This window comes from Sporichthya polymorpha DSM 43042 (assembly GCF_000384115.1).
GTDB classification, from domain to species: Bacteria; Actinomycetota; Actinomycetes; order Sporichthyales; family Sporichthyaceae; genus Sporichthya; species Sporichthya polymorpha.
Window position 1 is genome coordinate 3,971,795 of record NZ_KB913029.1, and the last position, 23,656, is coordinate 3,995,450.

The 23,656-nt window shown below is 72.1% G+C and carries 28 protein-coding genes; 18 read left to right on the forward strand and 10 right to left on the reverse strand.

The features are described from left to right. Positions 1 to 11: 11 nt before the first annotated feature. Positions 12 to 737 carry a VOC family protein gene (locus SPOPO_RS0119310; protein ID WP_019876680.1) on the forward strand — a complete coding sequence of 242 codons (726 nt, stop codon included), beginning with the start codon at positions 12 to 14 and terminating at the stop codon, positions 735 to 737. On the opposite strand, the gene SPOPO_RS0119315 is transcribed toward SPOPO_RS0119310, so the two are convergent. After that, positions 734 to 1,303, reverse strand: a complete 570-nt coding sequence (locus SPOPO_RS0119315) for a DUF4839 domain-containing protein (protein WP_019876681.1) — start codon at positions 1,301 to 1,303, stop codon at positions 734 to 736. The genes SPOPO_RS0119310 and SPOPO_RS0119315 overlap by 4 nt on opposite strands. 136 nt (positions 1,304 to 1,439) lie before the next feature. Here SPOPO_RS0119315 and SPOPO_RS34455 point away from each other — a divergent pair, with 136 nt between their 5' ends. The 3 genes from SPOPO_RS34455 (at position 1,440) to SPOPO_RS30585 (ending at position 4,765) form a co-directional block, all read left to right on the forward strand. Then, positions 1,440 to 2,009 carry a carboxymuconolactone decarboxylase family protein gene (locus SPOPO_RS34455; protein ID WP_019876682.1) on the forward strand — a complete coding sequence of 190 codons (570 nt, stop codon included), beginning with the start codon at positions 1,440 to 1,442 and terminating at the stop codon, positions 2,007 to 2,009. Further along, entirely contained in the window at positions 2,006 to 2,881 is an 876-nt protein-coding gene (locus tag SPOPO_RS0119325; RefSeq protein ID WP_028984930.1) for an RNA polymerase sigma-70 factor, read from the forward strand. The genes SPOPO_RS34455 and SPOPO_RS0119325 overlap by 4 nt, the downstream gene beginning before the upstream one ends. 123 nt (positions 2,882 to 3,004) lie before the next feature. Next, positions 3,005 to 4,765 (forward strand): coiled-coil domain-containing protein, encoded by a 1,761-nt coding sequence (locus tag SPOPO_RS30585; protein ID WP_156870043.1) that lies wholly within the window; start codon positions 3,005 to 3,007, stop codon positions 4,763 to 4,765. Positions 4,766 to 5,412: 647 nt separating this feature from the next. Here SPOPO_RS30585 and SPOPO_RS30590 read toward each other — a convergent pair. Then, the gene (locus SPOPO_RS30590) at positions 5,413 to 6,072 is read right to left on the reverse strand and encodes a PadR family transcriptional regulator (RefSeq protein ID WP_019876685.1); all 660 of its coding nucleotides are present in this window, start codon (positions 6,070 to 6,072) and stop codon (positions 5,413 to 5,415) included. A 150-nt stretch (positions 6,073 to 6,222) separates the two neighbouring features. Here SPOPO_RS30590 and SPOPO_RS0119340 point away from each other — a divergent pair, with 150 nt between their 5' ends. The 3 genes from SPOPO_RS0119340 (at position 6,223) to SPOPO_RS0119350 (ending at position 8,743) form a co-directional block, all read left to right on the forward strand. Beyond that, positions 6,223 to 7,026: an ERCC4 domain-containing protein gene (locus SPOPO_RS0119340; RefSeq protein WP_019876686.1), complete on the forward strand. Its 804-nt coding sequence runs from the start codon at positions 6,223 to 6,225 to the stop codon at positions 7,024 to 7,026. 44 nt (positions 7,027 to 7,070) lie between these two features. Beyond that, a complete protein-coding gene (locus tag SPOPO_RS0119345; protein WP_084671298.1) occupies positions 7,071 to 8,264 on the forward strand; it encodes a DUF2786 domain-containing protein in 1,194 nt (397 codons plus the stop codon). A 98-nt stretch (positions 8,265 to 8,362) separates the two neighbouring features. After that, positions 8,363 to 8,743, forward strand: a complete 381-nt coding sequence (locus SPOPO_RS0119350; RefSeq protein WP_019876688.1) for a hypothetical protein — start codon at positions 8,363 to 8,365, stop codon at positions 8,741 to 8,743. A 242-nt stretch (positions 8,744 to 8,985) separates the two neighbouring features. Here SPOPO_RS0119350 and SPOPO_RS0119355 read toward each other — a convergent pair whose 3' ends face one another. Next, a complete protein-coding gene (locus tag SPOPO_RS0119355; protein WP_019876689.1) occupies positions 8,986 to 10,128 on the reverse strand; it encodes a 2'-deoxycytidine 5'-triphosphate deaminase in 1,143 nt (380 codons plus the stop codon). Positions 10,129 to 10,371: 243 nt separating this feature from the next. On the opposite strand from SPOPO_RS0119355, the gene SPOPO_RS0119360 reads away from it, so the two are divergent. After that, the gene (locus SPOPO_RS0119360) at positions 10,372 to 10,854 is read left to right on the forward strand and encodes a hypothetical protein (protein ID WP_019876690.1); all 483 of its coding nucleotides are present in this window, start codon (positions 10,372 to 10,374) and stop codon (positions 10,852 to 10,854) included. Between the two features lie 90 nt (positions 10,855 to 10,944). Next, complete coding sequence (locus SPOPO_RS35935; RefSeq protein ID WP_019876691.1) at positions 10,945 to 11,076, forward strand: hypothetical protein; 132 nt, start codon at positions 10,945 to 10,947, stop codon at positions 11,074 to 11,076. 71 nt (positions 11,077 to 11,147) lie between these two features. Here the strand turns inward: SPOPO_RS35935 and SPOPO_RS30595 are convergent, their stop codons facing one another. Together SPOPO_RS30595 and SPOPO_RS0119375 are read right to left on the reverse strand one after the other, a co-directional pair. Further along, the gene (locus SPOPO_RS30595; protein ID WP_019876692.1) at positions 11,148 to 11,567 is read right to left on the reverse strand and encodes a hypothetical protein; all 420 of its coding nucleotides are present in this window, start codon (positions 11,565 to 11,567) and stop codon (positions 11,148 to 11,150) included. 122 nt (positions 11,568 to 11,689) lie between these two features. Next, positions 11,690 to 12,358, reverse strand: coding sequence for a VC0807 family protein (locus tag SPOPO_RS0119375; RefSeq protein ID WP_019876693.1), 669 nt, complete (start codon positions 12,356 to 12,358; stop codon positions 11,690 to 11,692). 205 nt (positions 12,359 to 12,563) lie between these two features. Between SPOPO_RS0119375 and SPOPO_RS0119380 the strand changes: the two genes are divergently transcribed. Continuing rightward, positions 12,564 to 12,962, forward strand: a complete 399-nt coding sequence (locus SPOPO_RS0119380) for a four-helix bundle copper-binding protein (RefSeq protein ID WP_019876694.1) — start codon at positions 12,564 to 12,566, stop codon at positions 12,960 to 12,962. Between the two features lie 5 nt (positions 12,963 to 12,967). Here SPOPO_RS0119380 and SPOPO_RS0119385 read toward each other — a convergent pair whose 3' ends face one another. Then, positions 12,968 to 13,204 (reverse strand): hypothetical protein, encoded by a 237-nt coding sequence (locus SPOPO_RS0119385; RefSeq protein WP_156870045.1) that lies wholly within the window; start codon positions 13,202 to 13,204, stop codon positions 12,968 to 12,970. 118 nt (positions 13,205 to 13,322) lie between these two features. On the opposite strand from SPOPO_RS0119385, the gene SPOPO_RS35285 reads away from it, so the two are divergent. Both SPOPO_RS35285 and SPOPO_RS35290 read left to right on the forward strand, forming a co-directional pair. After that, positions 13,323 to 13,952 carry a phosphoribosyltransferase gene (locus SPOPO_RS35285; RefSeq protein WP_019876696.1) on the forward strand — a complete coding sequence of 210 codons (630 nt, stop codon included), beginning with the start codon at positions 13,323 to 13,325 and terminating at the stop codon, positions 13,950 to 13,952. Then, a complete protein-coding gene (locus tag SPOPO_RS35290) occupies positions 13,949 to 14,587 on the forward strand; it encodes a dienelactone hydrolase family protein (protein ID WP_019876697.1) in 639 nt (212 codons plus the stop codon). The genes SPOPO_RS35285 and SPOPO_RS35290 overlap by 4 nt, the downstream gene beginning before the upstream one ends. Here SPOPO_RS35290 and SPOPO_RS30600 read toward each other — a convergent pair whose 3' ends face one another. Next, complete coding sequence (locus SPOPO_RS30600) at positions 14,588 to 14,992, reverse strand: DUF2267 domain-containing protein (protein ID WP_019876698.1); 405 nt, start codon at positions 14,990 to 14,992, stop codon at positions 14,588 to 14,590. Between the two features lie 174 nt (positions 14,993 to 15,166). On the opposite strand from SPOPO_RS30600, the gene SPOPO_RS0119405 reads away from it, so the two are divergent. From SPOPO_RS0119405 to SPOPO_RS0119425, 5 genes are all read left to right on the forward strand, one after another. Further along, positions 15,167 to 17,110 (forward strand): hypothetical protein, encoded by a 1,944-nt coding sequence (locus tag SPOPO_RS0119405; protein WP_019876699.1) that lies wholly within the window; start codon positions 15,167 to 15,169, stop codon positions 17,108 to 17,110. Positions 17,111 to 17,179: 69 nt separating this feature from the next. Continuing rightward, positions 17,180 to 17,371 carry a hypothetical protein gene (locus SPOPO_RS0119410; RefSeq protein WP_019876700.1) on the forward strand — a complete coding sequence of 64 codons (192 nt, stop codon included), beginning with the start codon at positions 17,180 to 17,182 and terminating at the stop codon, positions 17,369 to 17,371. Then, positions 17,371 to 17,724, forward strand: a complete 354-nt coding sequence (locus SPOPO_RS0119415; RefSeq protein ID WP_019876701.1) for a DUF3140 domain-containing protein — start codon at positions 17,371 to 17,373, stop codon at positions 17,722 to 17,724. Before SPOPO_RS0119410 ends, SPOPO_RS0119415 begins: the two co-directional genes overlap by 1 nt. 319 nt (positions 17,725 to 18,043) lie before the next feature. Next, on the forward strand, positions 18,044 to 18,934 hold the full coding sequence (locus tag SPOPO_RS0119420; protein ID WP_019876702.1) for a hypothetical protein: 891 nt from the start codon (positions 18,044 to 18,046) through the stop codon (positions 18,932 to 18,934). Between the two features lie 15 nt (positions 18,935 to 18,949). Further along, positions 18,950 to 19,882 (forward strand): hypothetical protein, encoded by a 933-nt coding sequence (locus SPOPO_RS0119425; RefSeq protein WP_019876703.1) that lies wholly within the window; start codon positions 18,950 to 18,952, stop codon positions 19,880 to 19,882. A gap of 8 nt (positions 19,883 to 19,890) precedes the next feature. On the opposite strand, the gene SPOPO_RS35295 is transcribed toward SPOPO_RS0119425, so the two are convergent. Both SPOPO_RS35295 and SPOPO_RS0119435 read right to left on the reverse strand, forming a co-directional pair. Further along, positions 19,891 to 21,024 carry a plasmid pRiA4b ORF-3 family protein gene (locus tag SPOPO_RS35295; protein WP_019876704.1) on the reverse strand — a complete coding sequence of 378 codons (1,134 nt, stop codon included), beginning with the start codon at positions 21,022 to 21,024 and terminating at the stop codon, positions 19,891 to 19,893. 29 nt (positions 21,025 to 21,053) lie between these two features. After that, positions 21,054 to 21,359 carry a hypothetical protein gene (locus SPOPO_RS0119435; RefSeq protein WP_019876705.1) on the reverse strand — a complete coding sequence of 102 codons (306 nt, stop codon included), beginning with the start codon at positions 21,357 to 21,359 and terminating at the stop codon, positions 21,054 to 21,056. Positions 21,360 to 21,543: 184 nt separating this feature from the next. Between SPOPO_RS0119435 and SPOPO_RS0119440 the strand changes: the two genes are divergently transcribed. Next, positions 21,544 to 22,401: a helix-turn-helix domain-containing protein gene (locus SPOPO_RS0119440; RefSeq protein ID WP_028984932.1), complete on the forward strand. Its 858-nt coding sequence runs from the start codon at positions 21,544 to 21,546 to the stop codon at positions 22,399 to 22,401. A 211-nt stretch (positions 22,402 to 22,612) separates the two neighbouring features. Here SPOPO_RS0119440 and SPOPO_RS0119445 read toward each other — a convergent pair whose 3' ends face one another. Further along, entirely contained in the window at positions 22,613 to 23,545 is a 933-nt protein-coding gene (locus SPOPO_RS0119445) for a phosphorothioated DNA-binding restriction endonuclease (protein WP_156870047.1), read from the reverse strand. Between the last annotated feature and the right edge of the window lie 111 nt (positions 23,546 to 23,656).

A 23,656-nucleotide genomic window follows, 5' to 3' on the forward strand; every position in this document is an offset into this window, starting at 1 on the left:
AGGTTGACGGCATGTACCTGGAGAACCTGGTCATCGACGCCCAGGAGCCGCAGCGATTGGGTGCCTTCTGGGAGGCCGCGCTCGGCTGCGAGCGGCTGACCGACGAGCCGGACATCTTCGAGACCCGCCTCGCCGTCGCGGGCGGGCCGGCGCTCGACCTGTGCTTCCAACGGGTCGCGGACCCGCCGTTCCCCTCGCCCCGGGTCCACCTCGACCTGCGGGGCGGGACGCAGCGGGACGCGGAGGTGGAGCGCGTCCTGGCGCTGGGGGCCCGTTCGCTCGACATCGGCCAGCGCGACGTGCCGTGGGTGGTGCTCGGCGACCCGGAGGGCAATGCGTTCTGCGTCCTGGAGGACCGCGCGGTGTACGCGGACACCGGCCCGCTGGCGGCGGTGGTGCTCCGGTCCGCGGACCCGCTGCGCGACGGGCAGTTCTGGGCGGAGCTGAGCGGCTGGACGCTCGTCGAGGACACCGAGTTCGCGTCGGTGCGCCACCCCTCCGGGCTCGGGCCGTGGCTGGAGTGGATCCCGGAGCGCGACCCGAAGGACGAGCGGAAGAACCGGCTGCACCTGGACCTGCGCCTCGAGGCCGGCGACGACGCCGACGCCGTCGCGGCCGACATCACCGAACGCGGGGGCCGGGAGGTCTTCCACCCGGAGTGGGGAGACCTGCCGTGGCGGTACTACCTCGACCCGTCCGGCAACGAGTTCTGCGCGCTGGCGGCGCGGACGTCCTAGCGGAGTTCGGTCGACACCGGCGCGAGCCGGATCAGGCAGCCCATCGTGTACTCGCCGACCTGCGCGACGACGTGGAGCCGGTCGCCGTTGCCGATCGAGTCGGGCACGTTGTCGCCGACCAGGTTCAGGTCGTCGAGCGTGACGTCGTGGAACTGGAACGACGGTCCGATCTCGGTGGCGGGCCCCCGGTCACCGGGGACGACGAGGATGTCGTAGAACCCCTGCCCGTCGTCGGGATCGGTTCGGTCGAGGATCGAGAGCCCGCCCGCCATCGCCGCGACCGAGGCGTCGAACTCGATCGTCCGCCCCGCGTACGCCGATGCGAACGCCCCGACCTCGTCGTTGCAGGAGTCCGTCGCGCGCAGGACCGAGGCGAACGTGGGGTCGTTCTGGACCGTCACGGTGGGGCCGTCGGACGCGGTGCCGGTCGCGGTCGCCGTCGGGCTCGCCGTCGTCGCGACCGAGGCCGCCGGGGTCGGGGTGCGCGTGTCCTCGTCGTCGGCGCAGGCCGCCAGGCCGCCGAGGAGCGCAGCGACGGCAATGGCTCGTACCCACAGTCGGTTCACCCGCCCACCCTGCCAGGTCCGCGCCCCGCAACGTCCGAAGGAGTGGCTGCGATAGCGACCACATCGTCGGACGCAACGTGTCACAAACGCCGGGCGGGGGGTGTCTCCATGCCGAAGCAACCACCGAGGAGGAGACATGACCCGCATCCCGCCCGCCGAGTTGACCGGACCGTACGGGGCTCTCGTCAAACGGATGGCCCGGAAGTTGACCGGGGAGGTGCCGGACGCGATCGGGGTCGCGTGGCACCACAGGAAGGTCCTGAACTTCGCGTTCGGGCTCGGTCGCAAGAGCAGGAAGTGGAACGCCTGCGACGACAGCCTCAAGGCGTTCGCGCACATGGCCGTGGCGTCCCACATCGGATGCGCGTTCTGCCTCGACCTCGGCTACTACACCGCGCACCACGAGGGGGTCGATCTCACCAAGGCACGCGAGGTGCCGCGGTGGCGTTCCTCGGACGTGTTCTCGCCGCTGGAGCGGGACGTCCTGACCTACGCCGAGGCGATGACCGCCACCCCGCCCACCGTGACCGACGAGCTGTCCGCGCGGCTGCTGAGCGCGCTCGGGGCGCCGGGGCTGGTCGAGCTGACGGCGTGGATCGCGCTGGCCAACTTCTACAGCCGCAACAATGTGGCGCTCGGCGTCGAGTCGGCGGGGCTCGCGGCCTCGTGCAGCCTGCCGCCGCTGGCCGTAGCCTCGGCGCGATGAACGATCCGTTCCTCGACCACCGGAACCTCCTGTTCACCGTCGCCTACGAGATGCTCGGCTCCGCGGCCGACGCCGAGGACGTGGTGCAGGAGACGTGGTTGCGCTGGGCTGGACTCGATGACGCGGTCCGGGCCGGGGTGCGCGACCCGCGGGCCTATCTCGTCCAGACCGTCACGCGGCAGGCGCTGAACCGGCTACGGACGCTGGCCCGGCGTCGGGAGGACTACGTCGGCGAGTGGCTGCCGGAGCCGCTGCTCACCAGCCCCGACGTGGCGGAGGACGTCGAGCTCGCGGAGAGCGTCTCGTTCGCGATGCTCACGGTGCTGGAGACCCTCGGCCCGGTCGAGCGTGCGGTGTTCGTGCTGCGGGAGGTCTTCGACGTCCCCTACGAGGAGATCGCGCCGGCCGTCGGCAAGTCGCCCGCGGCGGTGCGTCAGATCGCTCACCGCGCGCGGGCGCACGTCGCGGCCCGGCGGCCCCGGGTGGCGGTGAGCCGGCGCGAGCAGCAGCAGGTCGTCGAGCGGTTCCTCGCGGCGCTGCGGACCGGGGACGTCCTCGGGCTGATGGACGTCCTCGCGCCCGACGTCGTGATGGTCTCCGACGGCGGGGGCATCGCGCCGGCGCTCAAGCAGCCGGTGTCGGGGGCGGAGACGGTCGCGACACTGCTCAAGAACTTCACGCGGGTGGTCTCCGATGCGGACCTGGTGACGGCGCTGGTCAACGGCACGGTCGCGGTGCGGATCGAGCGGGCGGGCGGGCTCGACACCGTCGTCTCCTTCGCGTTCGAGTCCGGTCGGATCGCGCGGATCTTCGCCGTCCGGAACCCGCAGAAGCTCGAGCGACTGGAGGAGCCGGCGGAGCTGCGGCGGTGATCGACTGAGTCCCAGTCAGATGACCATGATCGTCCGGGGATGTCGCGGATGTCCGAATGCTCCGCTCTCAAGGATTCGCAATGTTCGCCGCGTCCGGTGATCGACTTCGGAACGATCACACGCATGACCGAGCAGACGACCTCCCGCAGCTCCGCTCCCTTGAACCGGGCCGCGCGTACGCCGGCCCGTCCCGTGGCCGCTGAGGCGGTCCCGGCGCAGACGCGTCCGGTCTGCGCCATGCCGAACTGCATGCGGACCCCGGTCCCGAGCGCCGCGGACGGCGCCAACGGGGTGGCCCGCTACTGCGGCGACCCCGAGCACAACCCGGCCGCGGCCTGGAAGGCCCGCCAGGAGCTGAAGTCGAAACTGACGGGTGCTCCGATCGACGAGCGTCCCGTCGACAGCGCGCGTGAGCGTGCGTCCGAGATCCGCCGTCAGGTCACCGGCATGGTGGAGCACCTGCTCGGCCAGTTCGGCGAGCTGAACGAGGCGCTGAAGCAGACCGCCGACCCCGAGGCCGCGGCCGCCCAGATGGAGGCCGTCTCCGCCGAGGCCGCGGAGAAGGTCGCCGAGGCGAACGCCCGCGTCGCCCGCGCCGAGCGCGCGCAGCTGCAGGCGGAGAACGAGCGCGCGCAGGCCGACGCCGCCGCGGTGGAGGCCGCGGCGCAGGCGGCCGCGCTGGCCGAGAAGGTCGAGCAGGCCCAGGTCGCGGTGCGGCTGATGTCGGCCGAGCGCGACACGATGCAGAAGGAGTTCTCGGCGCAGAACGAGGCGCTCGTCGCGGCGCTGAAGTCGGTGGAGGAGCTCACCGGCCGGCTGGACGCGACCGAGAAGGCCCTGACCGCCGAGCAGATGGCGCGCAAGGCGTCGGAGTCCGCGCGCCTCGCCGAGGTGGAGCGTCGCGTGAAGGCGACCGAGGCCGCGGCCGCGGACAAGGCCCGCGCCGACGAGGCCACCGCCGCTCTGACGGAGTCTCAGGCGGAGGCGCGTCGTGCCGCGGCGTCGCTGGCGTCGACCCGTCACCGCGTCGAGGCGCTGACGGCGCAGCTCGCCGCGCAGAAGTCCGAGGCCGAGCGTTCGACGGCGGCCGCCGAGGCTGAGGCCGAGCGCCTGCTGGCCCAGATCTCCGAGCTCAAGGCCGCGGTGGTGGCGAGCGAGCAGGCCAAGTCGGTGGCCGAGACCCGCGCCGAGGAGGTGCGTACCGAGGCGGCTCGCACCGTCGAGCAGGCGCGCACCGAGGCCGCGGCCGCGATCGACGCGGTGCGCAAGGAGTCCGCCGCGAAGATGGAGGGCGCTCGCATGGAGACGGCCCGCCTGATCGAGGCGGCGCGCGCCGACGCGGCGTCGAAGGTCGACGCGGCCCGGGCACAGACCCTCGCCGCGGCGACGGCCCACGCGCAGGAGTCCGCGGCCGCCGAGGCCGCCCTGAACGCCGAGATCGCCCGCCGCGAGGCCGCGGAGAAGACGATCACCGAGTTCAAGCAGCGGGCGCTCGAGGCCGAGGCCGCCGCAACCGAGTCCGGCGCCGCCGCCCGCGAGTCCGCCGCGACCGCGGCCGCGATCCGCGAGCGCATCGAGCTCCTCACCGCCGAGCGCGACGCCGCCGACCAGGCCAAGGCCGCCGTCGACGGCGAGAAGGACGCCCTCGCCGCGAAGCTCGAGGAGATGGCCGCGAAGCTCGCTCTCGCCGAGCGCGCCCGCGGCGCCGCCGAGGCCCGCGCCAAGGGCCTGGAGTCGGAACTGGTCAAGTCCGCGGACCGCGTCACCGCCGCGGAGGCTCAGATCGAGCGGATGCGGGAGCAGGTCGTCGAGCTCCGGTCCCAGTTCGCGGTCACCACCGCCGTCCTCGGCGGGGCTCAGTACACCGCCGCCGCGGACTCCTAGACCTGACCGGCCGCCCGGGCCCCCTCCGGGCGGCCGGCCAGAACCCTGAGCCATCCCGGTCAGCCGGCGGCCCCCCTCCCTGGGCCGCCGGCTGACGCGCGTCCGGTCCCGGGCCCCAGCTTCTTCTCGCCGCTTCTCCCCGCAGCTTCACTGGCTGAGCCCCCGCTTCACTCGCCGGGCCGGGCTGGTGAAGCTGGTCCCGGCGAGTGAAGTGGTGCTGCGGCGAGGGAAGCGGTCGCCGCCGGTGCGGGCAGTGGCCGTGCGGCGGCGGCTGCAGCTTCACTGGCTGAGACCGTCTTCACCGGCCCTGCCTGACGGGTGAAGCAGGGCCTCGGCTGGTGAAGGCGTCGGGACGCCTGGTGAAGCCGGCGTCGGAGCGCCGGCGGCCTCGGGGCGCAGCTTCCGTCGGCGGGGTGCGGCTTCCCTCGTCCGATCCGGCGGGCGAAGTGGTGCTGCGGCGAGGAAGCGGTCGCCCGGCGCGGGCAGTGTGGCCGCGCGGTGGCGGGTGCAGCTTCACTGGCTGAGACCGTCTTCACCAGCCCTGCCTGACGGGTGAAGCAGGGCCTCAGCTGGTGAAGGCGTCGGGACGGCTGGTGAAGTCGGCGTCGGGACGGCTGGTGAGGGCGGCGGGGCGGGGCGGCGACGGGTCAGGTCGTCGCGCCGGGGTCGTCGGCGAGGATCAGGTAGAGGTCGCGGCGGGCCTTCTCGAGGACCTCGCGGGCGGCGGCGATCTGGGTGGGGGTGCCGGTGCGGCCGAGGGTCTTGCTCGCGACGGCGAGGCCTTCGAAGACGTCGCGGAGGCCGGTGCCCTTCTCGTCGGTCATGGCGGCGAAGGGGTCGGCGGGGGCGGTCGTCTCGTCCTCGACGTAGGCGCGGCCGGCGTCGGTGAGGACGACGAGCTTGCGGCCGCCCTCGGACTCGGTGCGGACGAGGCCCTCGTCCTCGAGCTGGGCGATCGTCGGGTAGATGGCGCCGGGGGAGACCCGCCAGCTGCCGTCGGTGCGCTCGGCGATCGCGTTCATCATCTGGTAGCCGTGCATCGAGTGCTCGGCGAGGAGGCGGAGCACCGCGGCGCGGACGTCGCCCCGCTGCGCGCGGCCGCGGTGGCCGCGGACGTGCGGGTGGCCGAGATCGGGTCGCCCGTCCCGGCGTGCGCGCGGTTCGCCGCGCTCGACGTCGCCGTCGCGGCCGCGGGGGCTCATGGCGCCCCGTCCGCCGCGCCGGCCGTAGCCGCGCTCGGACGGGTCCTCGGCGCGGTAGCGCCGGCCCGGGTGGCCGTAGGAACGGCCGTCGTGGACGTCATGCATTCGATTCTCCTTGGTTCCGACCCCTCCCTGGGGTCGATGCACTCACGATATATCGAAACGTATCGCGATGCAACGGCGTGGTGCACGGAACACCGACGCCGTAGCGAGCCGAAACGCTTCCGCGGAAGCGTTCTCCGGTAGGAAGGGCGGGTGGAGCTGCTGATCGCGCGCAACCCCGACACCGACAGCTCCCTGCCGTTCCTGATCCGGGTCCCGGCCGGCCGGGAGGACCTCGTCTTCCGGACGAAGGACACGTGGCCGCGGACGAACGCGCTGTTCTGCTATCCCGTCCCGCTCGCGGAGTGGCCGGTTGAGCCGGACCTGGTCGAGACCGTCCCGCTCACCGCCTGCACCCGTCGCGGCGCGGCGATCGACGTCGTCGCCGACCGGACCCGGGAGTCTCGCTCGCAGATCGTCTTCACCCGCGCCCGGGGGCGCGAGATGGTCTTCTGGCAGTCGCCCCGGACGCGCAAGCAGGCCCGGCCGGCTGTCAGCACCCCGACGGCGCGGGCCTCGGGTCTCGCGACGATGGAGATCGTCGTCGACGCCCACGAGCGGTACGCCTACAAGTTCGCGAACCAGCAGGTGACGACGACCAAGCGCGCCCTGCCCTGCGGCGACTACGGCGTCGAGGCCGACGGCAAGCTGCTCGCGGTGGTCGAGCGCAAGTCCCTCGACGACCTCGTCAGCAGCGTGATGAACGGCAAGCTCCGCTTCGCGCTCGGCGAGCTGGCCGCCGTTCCCCGCGCGGCGGTCGTCGTCGAGGACCGCTACTCCCGCGTCTTCACTCTGGCGCACCAGCGGCCGTCCGCCGTCGCCGACGGGATCGCTGAACTACAGGTCCGCTACCCCGAGGTGCCGATCGTCTTCTGCGAGACCCGCAAACTCGCGGAGGAGTGGACCTACCGCTACCTCGCCGCGGCCCTGATCTGGACCGCCGAGCAGCCGGGGTGAGGGCGCGAAATCCAACTGTCGGTGGGGACGGCAACGATCCGGGCATGGGGAGAAATCGGTTGGCGGAACTGGGCCTGTCCGGCCCGGAGGACGAGCGCGCAGCGGTCGAGCGATGGCTGGTGCGCGTCATGGTGGATCCGGCGGCGGTCGACCTTGCCGTCGCGGATCTGATGCGCCGCGAGCCACGCCGGGTGGCGACGGTCGTGGCCGACGCGCTGAGCGCGCTGGTCGAACCGTTGACCTGCAACGGCTGGAATCCGGACGATCTGGGGCAGGTCCTGCGCCGGCGGGTCGGCTGTGGCGGTCCGGCGCTGATCGCCGGGCTGCTGCGGGCGCAGGCCCAGGCGTTCGACCCGTCCCGCATCGACGAGCGCTGGCAACGCGGCCTCGACGACCTGCCCCCGACCCTCGTGCCCGACCTCGGTGACCCCGTCGACCTGGCACTGACCCTGCGCGTGGTGGCGGTCCTGCGCTTCGTCCCGCACATCGCCGTGACCGTGTCGCCGCCCGGCCAGGCCCGGGCCACCCGCGGAGCATCGACCGGGCCCGACGCCGCGCGCCAACTGGCGAAGGTCCGCGCCCTGCTCGCGAAGGCCGAGTCCACGCAGTTCGAGGCGGAGGCCGAAGCCCTGACCGCCAAGGCGCAGGAACTCATCGCGCGCTACGCTCTCGACCGGTTGCTGACGCAGAGTCAGAACGGCCCGGCGACCGGCGGTGTCACGACGCGGCGCATCTGGATCGACGCCCCGTACGTCTGGGCGAAGGCCCTGCTCGTCACATCCGTCGCGCGGGCGAACCGGTGCCGCGTGGCGGTCAGCGAGGGACTCGGTTTCGCGTCGCTGGTGGGGGATCCGCACGACCTCGACGCGGTCGAACTGCTGGCCACCTCGCTCCTCGTGCAGGCCGACGCGGCGATGCTGCGGCACGGCCGCCGTCAGGACGGGGGTGGGACGTCGCGCACGCGTTCGTTCCGGCGCTCCTTCCTGATCTCGTACGCGCAGCGCATCGGCGAGCGGCTCCAGGCCGCGGACCGCGCGGCGCTGGCGGAGGCGCCGGACCGGGAGCGCCTGCTGCCGGTGCTGCGCGCGGTGAGTGCGGACGTCGAGCGCGAGTTTCAACGCGTGTTCCCGCGGCTGCGCACCAAGTCGACCGAGGTCAGCGACGTCGAGGGCTGGGCCGCCGGCCGCGCGGCCGCCGACCTCGCCCGCCTCGACGTCCGGGGCGAGATCGCGGGCTGAGGGGTCGGAAGCGACTCCGAATCGTCCCCCAAGGCCAGGTGAAGCCACGGTCGGTTCCCTGATCCTCGTGGGCCAGGGCGGCCCGAGGAGGAGGGCACATGAAGATCGGTCAGTACAGCCGTTCGGTCGGGCTGGTGGCGGCCGGCCTGGTCGCCGGGGGCGTGTTGTTCTCGGCGGTCGGGGCCGTCGCGGCGGACGAGCCGGCCGGGACACCGGCGCCGAGCAGTTCGCCGTCGGAGTCGTCGGAGTCGTCGGAGCCGTCGGGGGGCACCACCCCGACGGCGACCCCGGGGGCCCGCGGCGGGGTGGCGCCCGAAGGGGCGGCCCGGCAGCACCCGTGCCCGGACGACGAGGACGGCGGCCGCGGGCAGGGGACGGGTGGGGAGAGCCGTCGCGGCGTTCCGCCTGGCGAGCGGGGCGACGCGGCGGAGCAGGGCGCGAGCCCGGCGTCGTTCGTCCTCTCCGGCTCTCTGGCCTGACGCACCATCAGCTGGGCCCCGCGCGCGGCGGGCGGGGCCCAGCGCTCACCTCACCCGGCCACCGGTTCGACAACACCGGACCGCTACGCCGTCCGCGGCCGTCGCCTGACCGAGTCGCCGAGTCGCGGGCCGCGCTGAACTGCACCGAGTGCGCAGATCGGCACGGGTTTCGGGGCGCGGACCGGGGCCGATCTGCGCACTCGGCGCAGCTTGGCCCGCCCCCGGAGCCCCTGCGCGCCGCCTTACCCCGTGGTGGGAAGCCGGAAGTGCTTGCCGAGGGTCTCGACCTGGTTCTGGTAGTTGGAGCCGATGCCCTGGCCGTAGAGGCGCTCGGGCTCGGCGAGCATGCGCTCGAAGGTCAGTTTGCAGACGCCCTGGCGGTGCTCGATCATGAACGGGACGTCGTGGGCACGGACCTCGAGCGCGGCGGTGGAACCGGTGAGCGCGCCGGCGGGGTCGACGCCGAAGCCGGGGTCGAAGAACCCTGCGTAGTGGGTGCGGAGCTCACCGGAGGTCGGGTCGTAGGCGGTCATCTCGGCCGCGAGGCCGGACGGGATGCGGACCGCCTCGTACGACATCAGCAGGTAGAAGTCCTTCGGCGTGAGCACGATGCGGTTGCCCGGCTCGGGCTTGACCGGCTCCCAGAACTGCTCGGGGTCGGCCTCGCCGACGCGACTGAGGTCGAGCAGCGGCGCGTTCGGCCGGGCCCGGTAGCCGACGCGGCCGACGTTGTTGGCGCGCAGGTCGAGGCCGAGGAACATGCCGTTGCCGAGGACGAGTTGCTCGGCGGGGACGGGAGCGCCGTCCGCGAACAGGATCGGCTCGATGCCGTGGTACTCCTGCAGCTCGGCGTCGCTCAGCTCCGCGCGGCCGACGGCGAGGCGCAGCTGGTTGAGCGTGAGGTCCTCGCGCACCCGGATCGGGAACGAGAGCGGCACGACCTCCAGGTACAGCTGGCCGGAGTAGCCGGGGGCGATCTCGTCGAAGCGGTCCGAGCCGTCGGTGATGACGCGGGTGAAGACGTCCGCGCGGCCGGTCGAGCTCTTCGGGTTGGCCTTGCCGCGAATCCCGGGCGGGAGGCTGAGGGCTTCCTTGAGCGGGATCAAGTACGGGCGCCCGGTCTCGAGGACGACGCCCTCGCGGCGCAGGTCGAGCTCGTCGACGATCAAATCCTTGAGCCCGTGCTCCACGGTGTCGCGGTGGGGCAGGAAGCTGCACCGGATCCGGTACGCGACCTCGCCGAGCCGCAGGTCCAGGCTCGCCGGCTGGATGTTGGTCGCGGGGATCGTGAACCGCCCGGCGTCGATCACGCCCTCGGCGATCGCGGCCCGGAGGAACTGGTCGGGGAGGACACCCTCGCCGGTCGGGAGCTGCAGCACGGCCACCTCGTGCCTCGTCGGAACAATGGCCGATGGTATCGACCGCTCCGGGTTCGCCCGCGGGACGCCACAGCGCGGCGGCGCGCCGCGTCGCTCCGTGATGACCCGCCTGTGACAGGCGTTGTTCGTGGGGTCCCGGGTGCTCGGGCCGGGCCAAATCCGTTCCAAGTGGACCGGTCCGCGGGGGCGTCGCTCGTATCAAGGGAAGGTGGCCGACGACTGCGCCGGTCCATGCGTTGGGAGGCCCGCATGAAGCGCTCACTCGCCCTGTCCACCGGCTCCGCCCTCGTCGCCACCGCGGTCGGGGTCACCGGCTTCCTCGTCGCCGGCGGGTCCGCCGGGGCTCAGGCCACGGCCCGCACGGAGGCCCGGGTAGCCGCCGCCGGTTCGGGCGCGGTGGTGGTGTGCCATCAGGGCCTGGGCAAGCACAAGGCTCTGAACTCCGGAGTGGGCATCGAGTCCCTGGAGTCAGGAACCGCAATCAGCGGCACCTCGACCGAATACCGGCGCGCCCGCGGCTGCCGGGCGCTGGTCCGCGGAGTCGAGGAGCGCACGCGGGTCACCGCGTTCTACCGGGTGAAGTCACCGTTCCGACTGAAATCGGTGACCGTGAAGCAGACGGATGGGACGAAGGTGACGTTCAGGCACAACTCGCACGTCGCCCGGGTGCTGCTGGACGAGCGCGAGGACGTCACCATCACCTACCGCTGGGTCCGGCCGAAGCGGCGGTAGCGCTTGGGTCAGGTGGAACGGGCCGAAGGGACTAGTGAAATTGGTCCGAACGGACCACGTCCGACGGGCGGGTCGATTCGTCTCATTGCCATGACTGAGAAGAACGAGACCACGCAGGCCACCCCGGGGACCGAGGGCGCGATCGCTCCGGCCCCGCAGCAGCCGGAGCTCCACGTCGGTGTCGGCGTGCTCCTCGGCCGGATGTCGACCGAAGCCGCCTGACCGAATTTCCTCGTAGCGTCAGCGGGATCGAGCGCAATAGCGCGCGATCCCGCTGACGCTACGGGTGTTTCTCAGTTCAGCGAGGCCCCGGTGCCGTAGCGCTGCTTCCAGTACTCGGCGGCGGTCGCCTCGGAGACCGGGCGCAGCAGCTCGACCTGGGGGTCGTAGACGACGAGTCCGCGCTCCTCGGCCATCGAAGCGATGATCACGCTCCCGATCAGAGCCATGTCGTCGTCGAGGGTCAGCAGCAGCATCGGGCCCGACGCGTCGTCGAGGAGCGGGGTCCAGACCCAGGGCGAGGTGATCGAGGCCGGGTCGTCGGCGTCGTCGGACCACTGCGCGGTCAGCGCGTCGACGAAGGCGCGGATCCTCGCCGTCGGCGCGGTCTTGTCGCCGACCAGGTGCCGGCACACCATCTCCCGGCACTCGCGCCCGCCGGCGGCGTCGTCGGCCGGGCGCTCCCCTTCCCAGACGTAGAGCTGATACGCCATCGGATGTCCCCTCCCGTGTGTGGAGGGCAGAGACTGCCGGAATTCGCGCGCTTCCGCTCCGGGCCTGTGGACAACGCCGCGACCCAACCCCCGTTGGAGATGTCATCTCCAATGAGGGTGGGTCAGGCGGTGCGGAGCGAACCGCCGAGCAGACCTTCGTGGCGGGCGACCTTGGCGCTGAGCCAGACGGTCACGGCGGCGCCGCCGGCGATGAGGGCGGGGGCGAAGACGGTCTTCATCGCGACGTAGTCGTCGGTGGGCTGGGTGTGGAGCAGGTAGAGGGAGAGCGTCGCCTTGATGCCGACGATGACGGCCCACAGCAGCGTCAGCCGCCAGAACAGGCGCTGGACGCGGGCGCGGCCGTGGAGGTCGTCGTCCATCGGATAGAAGTCGTTCGCGAGGCGGGCGACGACGGGACGGGCGGTCAGCAGGGAGCCGAGGAACAGCGTCGCGACGACGACGTCCGAGAGCGCCGGCTGCAGGAAGTAGAAGTACGTCGAACCGGTGGCGAAGGCGAAGATCGTCTTGCCCGTCAGGCCGATGATCGTCAGGTACAGCAGGATCGACGCCCGGCGCTTGGTGACCGAACGCCAGGCGGCGGCGCCGTAGCACCAGCAGAGGGCGACGGTCAGGGCGAGCCAGATGTTGCTCGCGAGCATGCAGGAGTAGAACAGCAGCCCCGGGATGATGTTGGCGGTCAGGATCGCCAGAGTCAGGTGCTTCACGACGGCGCCGAGGGACGGGCGCTCCGGGGCGTCGGTGGGTACAGCGGGGTCAGCCTCGAGCGGCACAGAGTCTCCGGGACGGGATCAGCGCGGGTCGTGCAGGTCAGGTGGTGCGCACGGCGCCGCGTCCGCATCGACGCGAAGGACGTTCCTCCACGGTAGAGGCATCGGTCGGCGTGGCGCCGTGGTTGAGCCCACACGTGATCGATCTCTCCGGACGGGTACGTCAGAGCCGTCGGCCACCGCGGCCGCGGATCGATCGGAGGTCGTCGTGCTCGTCGCCGAGATGCAGGAAGCCCATCCCCGTCCGTTGGTCGGGATCGACGCCGACGCGCTGGCCGAGTGCATCGAGGCGTGCCTGGCCTGCGCGCAGGCCTGCACCTCGTGCGCGGACGCGTGCCTGCACGAGGAGATGGTCGCCGACCTGCGGCGCTGCATCCGCCTCAACCAGGACTGCGCCGACCTGTGCGACGCCCTCGCCCGCATCCTGACGCGGGGGCCCGACACCGCGCCGGGGCTGCTGCGCGCGGCCGTCCGAGCCTGCGCGGACGCGTGCCGGATGTGCGGGGACGAGTGCGCGACGCACGCGGAGATGCACGAGCACTGCCGGATCTGCGCCGAGGCGTGCCGGCGGTGCGAGCAGGCGTGCCTTGCGCTGAACCTGGGCTGAGCCAACTAGCCGCCGAGCTCGACGACGGCGCTGTTGAGGCGCTGGGCGAGTTCTTCGACGGCGTGGTCGTCGCGGACGTTGCCGAGCAGGCCGGAGAGATCCTCACGTCCGATGACGAGGTAGCCGTTGACCTCGCTGAACGGACCGGGCAGCACGAGCGCCCGGCCCTTGCTGATGACCAGCGCGGACCCTTCGGGGGCGGTGCTCAGAGCGCGGACGTGCTCGGCGGTGATGAGGTCCATCGCGGTCCCTTCCTGCGTGGTCGTCTCCGACACTGCCCCGCCGGGCGTGGCGCATGCCCCGGTCTTTCCGGCGCGCCAGGTGGGTAGGGGGAGCGGCAGAGCGTCCTCGGGAGGACCGATGCGCTTCACGGACCGCCGCGACGCGGGACGCCGGTTGGCTCCACGCGTCGCGGCCCTGAACCTGACCGACCCGGTCGTGCTGGCCCTGCCGCGGGGTGGGGTGCCGGTGGCGGCCCCGATCGCGGCAGCACTGGCCGCTCCGCTGGAGGTGTTCGTGGCCCGCAAGGTGGGGCTGCCGGAGCAACCGGAGTTCGGGATCGGCGCGATCGCGGAGGGGCTGGCCGAGCCCGTCGTGTACGCGCACGCGCCGCGGATCCGCGAGCGGACGTGGCGGGAGCTGACCGCGGCCGCGCGCACCGAGTTGGAGCGTCGCGTCGCGCGGTACCGGGGCGATCGCGCCCTGCCGCCGCTGGCCGGGGCGGAGGTCGTCCTGGTCGACGACGGGCTCGCGACGGGGGTGACGGCCGAGGCCTCGGTGCGTGGGCTGCGGTCGTACGGGCCGGCGCGGGTGGTGCTCGCGGTCCCGGTGGCGGCGCCGGACACGGCGGAGCGGCTGGCCGCGGAGGTGGACGACCTGATCGCGATCCTGACGCCCCGTCACTTCGAAGCGGTCGGGATCTGGTACGAGGACTACCGGCAGACGGGCGACGACGAGGTGCTCGCACTGCTTGCGGGAGCCGCGTCGTGACGGTGGCTCAGCAGGTCTCGATCGTCACGGATCGGGCCGCGGTGGCGGGTGACCTCGTCCTGCCCGAGCGCGCCGACGCGGTGGTGGTCTTCGCGCACGGGAGCGGGAGCAGCCGGCACAGTCCGCGGAACCGGATGGTGGCGTCGGTCCTGCAGGAGCGCGGGATCGGGACGTTGCTGCTCGACCTGCTCACCCCGGCCGAGGCGGAGAGCGCGTTCCCGGTGGGGCTGCTCGCGGACCGGCTCTACGACGCGGAACGCTGGCTGAGCAAGGAGATCGGGCCCGCGCGGGTCGGGTACTTCGGCGCCGGCACCGGTGCGGCGGCCGCGCTGGTCGCGGCGGCGCAGGCCCGGGGGCGGATCGGGGCGGTGGTCTCCCGCGGCGGGCGGCCGGAGCTGGCGGGGAAGGCGCTGGTCCGCGTCGCGGCGCCGACGCTGTTGATCGTCGGGGGCGAGGACATCCCGGTGCGCGAGGTGAACGAGCGTGCGGCGACGCTGATGCTGTGTCCGCGGCGCGTGGAGATCGTCGAGGGGGCGACGCACCTGTTCGCTGAGCCGGGCGCGTTGGAGGCCGTCGCCGGGCTCGCGGCGGACTGGTTCGCGACGTTACTGACGCCGGGTGGCGAGGTCGTGTGATCAGGCGCTGCGCGCCGCGGCCCCGAAGAACCCGCTGAACAGGTTGGCGAAGCTGAGCCCGGATTCGGCGGAGACGTAGGTCGGGGCGGAGCGCCGCGCCTCCCCGGCGACCTTGAGCACCGCGGTCGAGTGCGTGATCGCCGCGTGGCGGGGCACGCCCTCGCGCTCGGCGACCCGCGCGAAGAACTGCTCGATCGGGATCCGCGGGACCTCCGGGTCCGCGGCGGTCCGGCGCAGGTGATCCCCGATCTCGCCGGGGAGCTTGGACGCCAGACTCACCGCCGCCGAGTTCGCCATCGCCTCCCCGAGCGTCTCCAGCGCCGCCGCGATCGCCCGCTCCACCTCGGACCGGGAGCTCAGCCGCGCCCGGATCCGCACCTGCTCGATGAACTCGTCCTGGTCCACGCCGCCTCCGGTCCTGAGGCCGGAGGGCTACCCGGACCGGGGCCGGACATGCCGCCGTGCCGAGCCGCCCTGCAGCGGGTGCCGGGCGCGGGAGCTGTCCGCGGGGTGTGCGACGGTCCAGAATGGGGCTTCACCCGGGCGTCACCTCCGGCGCCCGGAGCGGAGGAGGACCGGATGTCGAACCGCCCGTCGAAGCGCCGTCGCCTCGCGGTGGTCGGGGAGGCGGGGGCGCCGGACCGGCCGAAGCTGCGGATGCGGCCGGCGAGTGAGAAGGAGTTCAAGAAGACGTCCGACGCGCTGGTCGCGGAGTTCGGGACCTGGGTCGCCGAGCACGGGCTGAGCGTCGACGTCGACGACGCGCGGCTGCTGCTCGACTGGCGCTTCCAGTACGACGACGGCGTGCTGGACGTGTGGACAGTCGCGTGGGTGCAGGAGTTCCTGCTGTGCTGGTGCCCGCGGAAGCTGTCCGCCACCGCGGAGCTGTGCGCGGACATGCCGGGCAACGTGGCGGCGTTCGTCGAGTTCCTGGCGCAGACGGGCCGGCTGGACCCGGCCTCGGACCGGCCCTCGACGATCCGCTCGTGGTGCGAGCGCAACCAGGCGGAGTTCCTGCGCGAGATGTCCGACCCGGACAACTTCGGCATGGCGAAGAGCCTGTTCGCCGGCGTCGGGGGACTGCAGACCGGGCCGGAGCTGGACGACGCCGCACTCGCCGACCTCGCGGAGCGCGTGCTGGAGCTCGACGACGACACGGTCGCGGGGATCCTCGGCCGCGTGGAGCGTCGCAACGCGGGCGTGCCCAACACGTTCAACCCGGTCCGGATCCCGGACATCGAGGAGCGACTCGACGACGTGCAGTCGGCGCCGCTGCTGCTCCAGGTGCAGGCGCTGGCCGAGTTCTGCGCCGCGCCCGGGGCCTCGCTGACCGAGAAGGGCCACCTGCGCCTGGCCGACGCCCGCGAGCTGGTCCAGATGTTGGCCACGGGGGACGAGCTCGAGGGCGTCCGGTCCGCGACGGAGCTGGAGTACCTGGACCGGGTCGTGCGGATTGCGGTCACCGCCGGGGCGGTACGGCGGTACCAGAAGAAGCTCGTCGAGGTGAAGAGTTTCGGCGAGCTCGACATCCTGACGGCCCATCAGCGCATCGTCGAGGCCGCGTTGGTGTCGGTGCCGCCGCGGGAGGGAGTCGTCGACTGGCTGCACGACCTGCGGCTGGGGTCGAGCGTCCTGCTGCTGGCCGCTCTCCTGCACACCGGCGAGGACGGGCTCGATGGTGCCGAGCTGATCGACATCCTCGAGCGCTACGTCGCCGAGCGGCTGCCGGACCCGGCCAAACTCGTCGAGGAGATGCTGCCGGTCTGTGTGGACCTGGTTCTGGGCGACTTCGACGAGCTCGGTCTGGTCGAGATCGTCCCGGACGACGAGCCGTGCCCGGACTGCGACGACGAGCACTTCATCGCGCTGCTCACGCCCGCGGGCGTCGCGGCGGCGGTGGAGCTGCTGCGGGGTCAGGGGTTCGAGATCCCGGAGCGGCCGGACCCGGTCGGGGCGAGCGCGGCGGAGCTGGTGGCGCTGGCCGGTGTCGGACGCCCGGAGGACTGGCTGGCCGACGCGTGTGCGTGGCTTGACGCCTCGTCAGATCCGTCGGCGGCGCGGGACCTGCTCACAGCCGTGGTCGACGGTGGGGCGGACCGGCTGACGCTGATGCTCGCGATCGACGCCGTCGACGAGACCGTGCCGGAGAAACCGGCGGTGGAGGCGATGCGGAGCTTGCTCGACGGCCCCGGGGACGGGTTCGCGCTGCTGTGGCTGCGGGAGCGTGGGGCGGTGGGGCGTTCCGACGTCGCGAAGGAGCGGTGGAGCGGGGCGATGGTCGACATCCTGTCCGTCAGCCTCGACGCCGGTGGCGAGGAGGAACTGGTGAGCTCGTTCGGCATCGAGTGCGTGCCGGAGCGGAACGAGCTGCTGGACGAGATGTGGCGGCTGGACCATCCGCGGGTGGAGGAGGTCCTCGACGTCCTCGGGGCCCGGCACCCGGACAAGGCCACCGCGAAGCGGGCCCGCCGCGCCGCGGTGAAGCTCCGCACCCGGCTCGGCCAGGAGGCGGCGCGAGTCTGACGCGTGTGTGCGTCGCGCGGGCGATCGGGTAGGGCTCTGAGAGCAAGGCCCGATCGTCGAGGAGGACACATGCCGAATCCCGGAAGCCGTGCCTACGACACCCAGCGGGCGCGCCGCCGCGACGAGGCGGACAACCGCGGGATCCCGGACCAGAAGGCGAACGAGGTCGCGAAGCAGGAACTCGCCGACGCGGGGATCAGCGGCGGTCCCGACCCGGCCAAGGACACCGACCGTGCCCGCGGTCCGAAGGGGGAGCGGTGATGGCCCGCGTCTCCGCAAGCTCCGACGTCGACCTCGACACTCTCTGGCAGGCGTTTCACGACGCCGTGAACATGACCTCCCGCGAGCTGCGGGACTGGCTCCAGACCCAGAGCGCCTCCGAGGGGTCGGATGAGTTCGCCGACCAATCCGGCACCGACCTCGGCCGCGGCGTCCTCGCGGTGCTGGGGAAACGGAAGACCGACCTCACCGACGACGACCTCGTCGTGATGCGCCGCGTCGTCGACCGGGTCGACTCCCTCCGTGGGGAGTCCGAGGAACCCACCCCCGGCGGCAACGACCGCTGGCGGCGCCGGCTCATGAACATCGGCCACGACCCGCTGAAGCCGGCGTAGCTCTCGTCGGTCAGCGGCTGAACGAGGCGGTCGCGTCCTCGAACGGCGTGTCCGCGAAGGCCGGGCGAGATCGACGCGGACTGACCGGGAACGACCGCCGAACAGGCGCCGAAGGTGAACGGCAGTCCGTACTCGCCGGGCCGAGGCCGTCGCGCCCGGTGGTGCATCTTCAACGCGAACTCGGCGCCTCGCCCTCGCGGCATTCAATGGTGTCATCCACAACCGCAGAGGGGTGGTGACAAGGCCGTCCGGTTTGTCTAGTGTGTGCCCTCGCGGGCGTCGCCGGGGGGTGGCGCGGCGAGGTGCTGGGGGGCACATCATGGGCCGACTGCGACGGAATCTTCTCGTCATCAGCTTGATCGCCGGCGTGCTATCCGTTCCGGAAGGCACCGCTCAGGCCGCGGCGCGGCAGAGTGATGACCAGGACGTCATCTCGGCGATCAACTCGGTGGTTGTCGGGGGCAAGGCCGCGATCAACACGCGAACCGGTCAAGGGCGAGAGCTCGGACCCTTGCGCACAGTGCGCAGCCTTGTCGATGCGGCTACTGACGATGTACTGGGCCCGGGCACCCTGCGTCTGGACGCTTCTACCGAGGGCCCCGCGGATCTCCGGAGCTGCATCAAGAACGGGGACAACCGGAAGCTGCAGACCTACGACCACTTCGATCGGTATGCCAACACAAGACGCGGCAGCATCCACTTCCAGTACCACCCGTATCGCATTACCGCGGCTCGCGAGGTTGAGGGGGCGCCGACAACTCAGTGGGAGGTCTGCTCGGTCGGTGGTGGTCAGTTGGCCGACCACCGCCTGCGCCGCATGGGCACCGGGATCGCGCTTGCCGATTCCGAGAATTTCCGCCGGATTGGCTATTCCTGGCGCACAGGGTCCACGCCCGAGAACTACACCCTCGGCCTGGGTTTCCAGGTCAAGAAGGGACCCGTCGGGATATCAGCGTCGCTGACGCAGAAGCCGGCGGACAAGCTGCTGGGCTCTCATCGCGGTCCGTGGAACACATTCATGGACACATACGACCGCAATGCAGTCAACGCGTGGTGGCAGGACAACTGCATCGGTCGCTGGTACCGCTGCTGGCCGAAGAGCGGTAGCCACGATTTCCAGGGCGCCATCGCGCACGGTCTGTGGGAGTTCCCGGCCGGAACCGAGCCTTCGGACGTCGCCTTCTACTTTGTTCTCTACGCCGGGGTTTGAGTGAAGGGAACCGGGATGCGTCGCTGGCCGGTCGGCGCCGTGCTGGCGGTGCTCGCGCTCATCGTGGTCGGCGGCTGCGGGGATGAGGACTCGCCCTCGGACCGTGCGTCGGCGGCAGCACCGACGCTGCATAGCTTCGACCTCTACGTGGCAGCGAGTGCGGACGGGGACGTCCTGTCCGCGGATCTGTACGGGATCACCTTCGATCCGCTGACTGTCCATCGGATCACGACGGACAAGCGGATCTCGAACCTCGCCGCGGACCGGTCGACCGTCGTGGTGGTGGCGGCCGACGAGCAGCTGGACAAACTCGCGCTCGTGACCGAAGGTGGCGAACTTGTTCCGCTGCCAGGAGTTGGCCGTCCGCACGGCTTCTCTCCGGAGGTGCGGCCGAACGGTCGGATCCGGTTTGAGGACGACGGGCCCGACAACGACCGGAGGGTCCTTGGTCGGCTCCTGGAGTACGACCCGCAGACCGAGCGGACGCGGGTGCTGTTCTCCTCGCGCCGGGAGATCAATCTGGCGGGGACGCTGTCGGATGGGTTTCTCGAACTCGTCCATCGGGACAACGCCGACGACCAGGTCGCGATCGTCGGCGACGGCGCGCGGCGGGTTTTCCGGATCGCGCCCCGTATCGGCGATGCTCTCGTCGGCACCGGCTACGTCGCTGCCCGCGTCTACCCGGTCGACGATCCGACCGCGGAGCCGACGGACACGAGTCTGCTGGACACGACGACGGGGAAGGCTGTCGTGGTCCGCGGCTGGTCCCCGCTCGCGTGGAGCCCAGACCGCACCCGACTGCTGGTGAAGCGTCGGCCGGCGGCCGGAGAGATGGAGACGGAACTCGGTCTCCTCGATGCTCGTCGCCCGAAGGACGTAACGCAGGTCGGCGTGGTCCCGGCCCTGGTGCTGTACAGCGGCGCCTGGGTGAGCGGCGAGGCCCTCTGAACGCCGGGTCAGGACTGGTGGCTGGGGACGTCGGTGGCGCCGAGCTGACGGCGGACCAGGTCGATCGGGTACGCGAAGCCCCGGGCGCTGTAGGGGGTGCGCTGGAAGTGGTGGTGGAGTTTGTCGAGATCGAGCTGGGCCAGGCCGCCGTCGTTCCGGGCGATCCAGTCGCAACGGTTGGCGAGGTCGGTGAGAGAGCCGAGGACGCTGCGGTCCGCGGTCGTGGCGAGCTGGACCGCCGCGGGGTCGAGCGGGCCGAAGGTGTCAGCGGGGAGGTCCTCGCGCTGAAGCTCGGCCGCGAGGGCGGGGACGACGGCGGCGCCGAGGGGCCGGAGGTCCGCGACGCGGACGTCCGGGAGGAAGAGCGAGAACAGCGTGCCGGCGTGCATGGCGACGAGGCACTTGCGCCCGTCGATCCAGACCAGGTTGAGGTACCAGTCCTGGGGTGAGGGTGGGAGCTCGGGCAGGTCGGCCGGGCGGACGCCGATCGCTTTCAGCAGCTTGCCGGTGCAGCGCAGGGTGAGGCCTGGCCCGGCGGGCTCGGGGTCGGGCACGACGTGCAGGGCGGCGGTCTTCCACGCGATGCGGGCGAGCGCGGCGTTGGTCGCGGCGAGGTGGAAGCTGTGCGGGTCGAAGGATCCGCCCCAATCGGTGTAGAACTCGTGCTCCTCGTGCTCGGGGTCGCGCAGTGCCTCGAGGAAGTTCTCGTACCCCGGGCTTCCTCCGACGTCCTCGGGCGGGCACGCCCGCGCCCCGTCCAGGCAGCGGGGGTAGGGGACGCCCGGTTCGGCGGGGTGGACGCTCTCGACGGTGAGGACGTGCTCCCAGCTGTCCCCGAAGTCGTAGAGGTACTCCAGCTGCGTGCCGGGTCTCGCGAACTGCTGGAGGTGGACGCGGGCCTCGTCGCCGACCTCCCCGACGTCCCAATCGGGTTCGGGGACCGCGTACCGAGCGCCGTCGACGTGGAAATCGTGCAGGTGACTGTCCGTCCAGCCCATCGCGGCCTGCAGGACCGTGTGCAACTCAGCGAGGGTGGCAGCGGCCGGGACCTCGATGCGTCGCCAGACGGGTGGATCCACGTCCCGAAGCTGGACCGTCATCCGGACCACCGGGTCCCCGACCTTCATCGTCCGCCGCGCCATGGCCCCAGCCTGCCAGGGCGGCGGGCCGGTCAGAGGGAGCAGTCCAGGTTGTAGGGCTTCATGAAGCCGAGGAACGCGTGGTCGTGCTCGGTGGCGACGCGGACCATCTCCCACGGGTGGCCGTGCGACCCGGCGACGACGGTGCCGGCGTCGAGCTGGCGGACGATGCGGCTGTTCGGGTCCGGGTGCTCGTGGACCGGCGCCGCGTGCGGGATCACCCGGCAGTAGCCGCCGGCCTGGGCCGGGGTCGCGGTCAGCAGCGGCAGGCCGGTGAGCAGGGCCGCGGCGGCGGCTGCGGCGGCGAGGCGGGCAGTGGTCGCCCGGAGCGCGGTCATGAGGTCCCCCGATCGGTAGCGTGGTGTGCGGTGTCGGGATCGAGCCTGGGCGGTGGCGCAGGGCGCTGACCAGGGGTGGGACGTCCCGTGGGACGCCGCGGCGTCCCGTGGGACGGCGTCTCGCGGGTGGCCCGGCCGCCGTGGCACGCTGGGGCCCGCGCGGGGACGTGGGGTGAGGTGAGCGATGGACCGACCGGCGGGTGCGGACGGCTTCGCCGACCTGCTGCAGGAGCTGCGCGTCCGCTCAGGGCGCAGCTACGAGGACCTCGCCCGGGCGACGTTCACCAGCCGCTCCACCCTGCACCGGTACTGCACGGGGGCGGGGCTGCCGGTCGACGACGACGTCGTGCTCCGCCTCGGGGAGGCCTGCGGCGCCGATGCCGGCGAGCTCGACGACCTCGTCCGGCGGTGGAAGACCGCCCTCGCGGACCGGGAATCGGGGGCGGTCCGCCCGGTCCCGGCGGACGTCGAGCCGGAGGAGCCGGCCGCGGCGCCGGTCGAGTCCGAGGGAGCGGAGGCGGACGGGCCCGCCCCGCGGCGCTCGCGGCGCCGGGCGGTGATGGCGGCGGCCGGGCTCGCGGTGGTGGTCCTCGCCGGGGCGGTGGTCGTCGCGGTCCGGGGCGGGGACGCGCCGGCGTCGGCGGGGCCGACCGGGGCGGCGGGGGAGGACGTGTGCGTGAACCGCTCCGACGTCCGCCGGGCCGACGGCCCGACCGGGGCGTTCGACGCCACCTGGACCGCCGATCAGCTCTGCCCGAACCAGCCCAACGTGCCGGTGTTCCTCACCCCGCTCGCCCGGGAGGACGACCCGGGCGCCCAGGCCGGGACGCTGTACAGCACCGAGAGCTGGTTCGTCTGCTGGACCACCGGCCGCCTGCATTCCGGCGGGAATCGGATCTGGTACTACACCCAGGGCGACGTCTCCCACCCCGACCACCGCGACCGCCGGGCGTGGGGCTTCGTCGCGGCTCACTACCTCGACACCGTCCTCGACCCAGACCCCGGGACACCCCAGTGCCCGGCGCTGCGGGGTCGTTCCTGACCGATCGTCAGCCGGCCCGTTTAACCCAGGCCGCGCCGTAGATCGTGAAGCTCGGCAGGACGCCGAGGGCTGGGGGCGGCTGAATTCCTGGGGTCGAGAAAGGGCGAGCTCGCTAGCTCGGGTATGCCGTGCGGCGGTCGAGGTCGCGCGCTCGCGTGTACTGCCGAGCTTGGATGCGGGTCGCTGCCGTCAACGTCGAGCGGCGAGGTGTTTAGGACGCGATGGCTGGGTGGCGGAACACTTCACGCCGGTGCCAGGCGAGGTGATCCGCCGCGGGTAGGGGGCTGCCCGGTCGGGGCTGCAGGGCTCGCCCGTGCAGGTCGTAGAGGTGACGGCCGGCCTCGGTCCGGGCCGAGTAGTGCGTGGACACGACGATCGAAGCGCCCTCGTCCAGACCCAGCACGCCCCGGTCCAGCAGCTTGTGGTGAAGCGTGCACAGAGCGAGCCCATTGTCGAGCTCGTCTGGCCCGTCGTGCGTGAACCACCGGACGTGCGCGGCATCGATGCCCACCGCCTGTCCACCGAGTTGTCCGTCGAACCCACAGAAGGCGCACTGGCGGTCCCAGGCGGCCAGGACCGCCCTTGGCCAGTCTGAGGACCGGCGCCGTGCTTGATTCATGAGAGCAGGAGCAGATGTATCCGGATCGAATCCAACCGCGATGAGGAGATCCGGCACGACGGTCGGGGGGAACTCGTCTTCCGCGAGCCGCCGCGCCAGACCGGCAATGTCGCCGGCGGTGATGATTGCGACTTCGAGCTCTGGGGTGAAGCGGCCGACCGGGTTCGAATCGCGGAGGGGAGTGACGTCGTCGTCTGGGACCGCTGCACTGAGGGTCCAGACACCATCGTTCCGGAGCCGGGTGAAGGGATACGCCGCGGACTTGACGGAAGCGGCCGTCGAAGGGGGACCAAACTCCGCTAGAAGTTGCGGCAGTTCCCTGGCCGCGTCAGACCAGACGATTTGGCTGCTCCCGGTTCGCGCGAGCCGCCCAAGGGCGAGGAGCGTCAGTAGACGCTTGTGCGGAGACCTCGAACCGTCGGAGCGGCGGTTCTGGTTCAGCCGCATCAATCGTGCGATGGCGTCGGTTGGTGCGCTGCGCTGACGAGCGGGAGACTCCGCTCCGCGATCGTCATGTAACGACATGTTTCGAGCCTACGGCGGCTCGTACCTGTAGCAGTGGATTGCTTGGATGTTGCGAGAACGCCGGCAAGCGCAGGGAGTGCACGATTAAATGAATCGCCCTGGGTTCCTTGG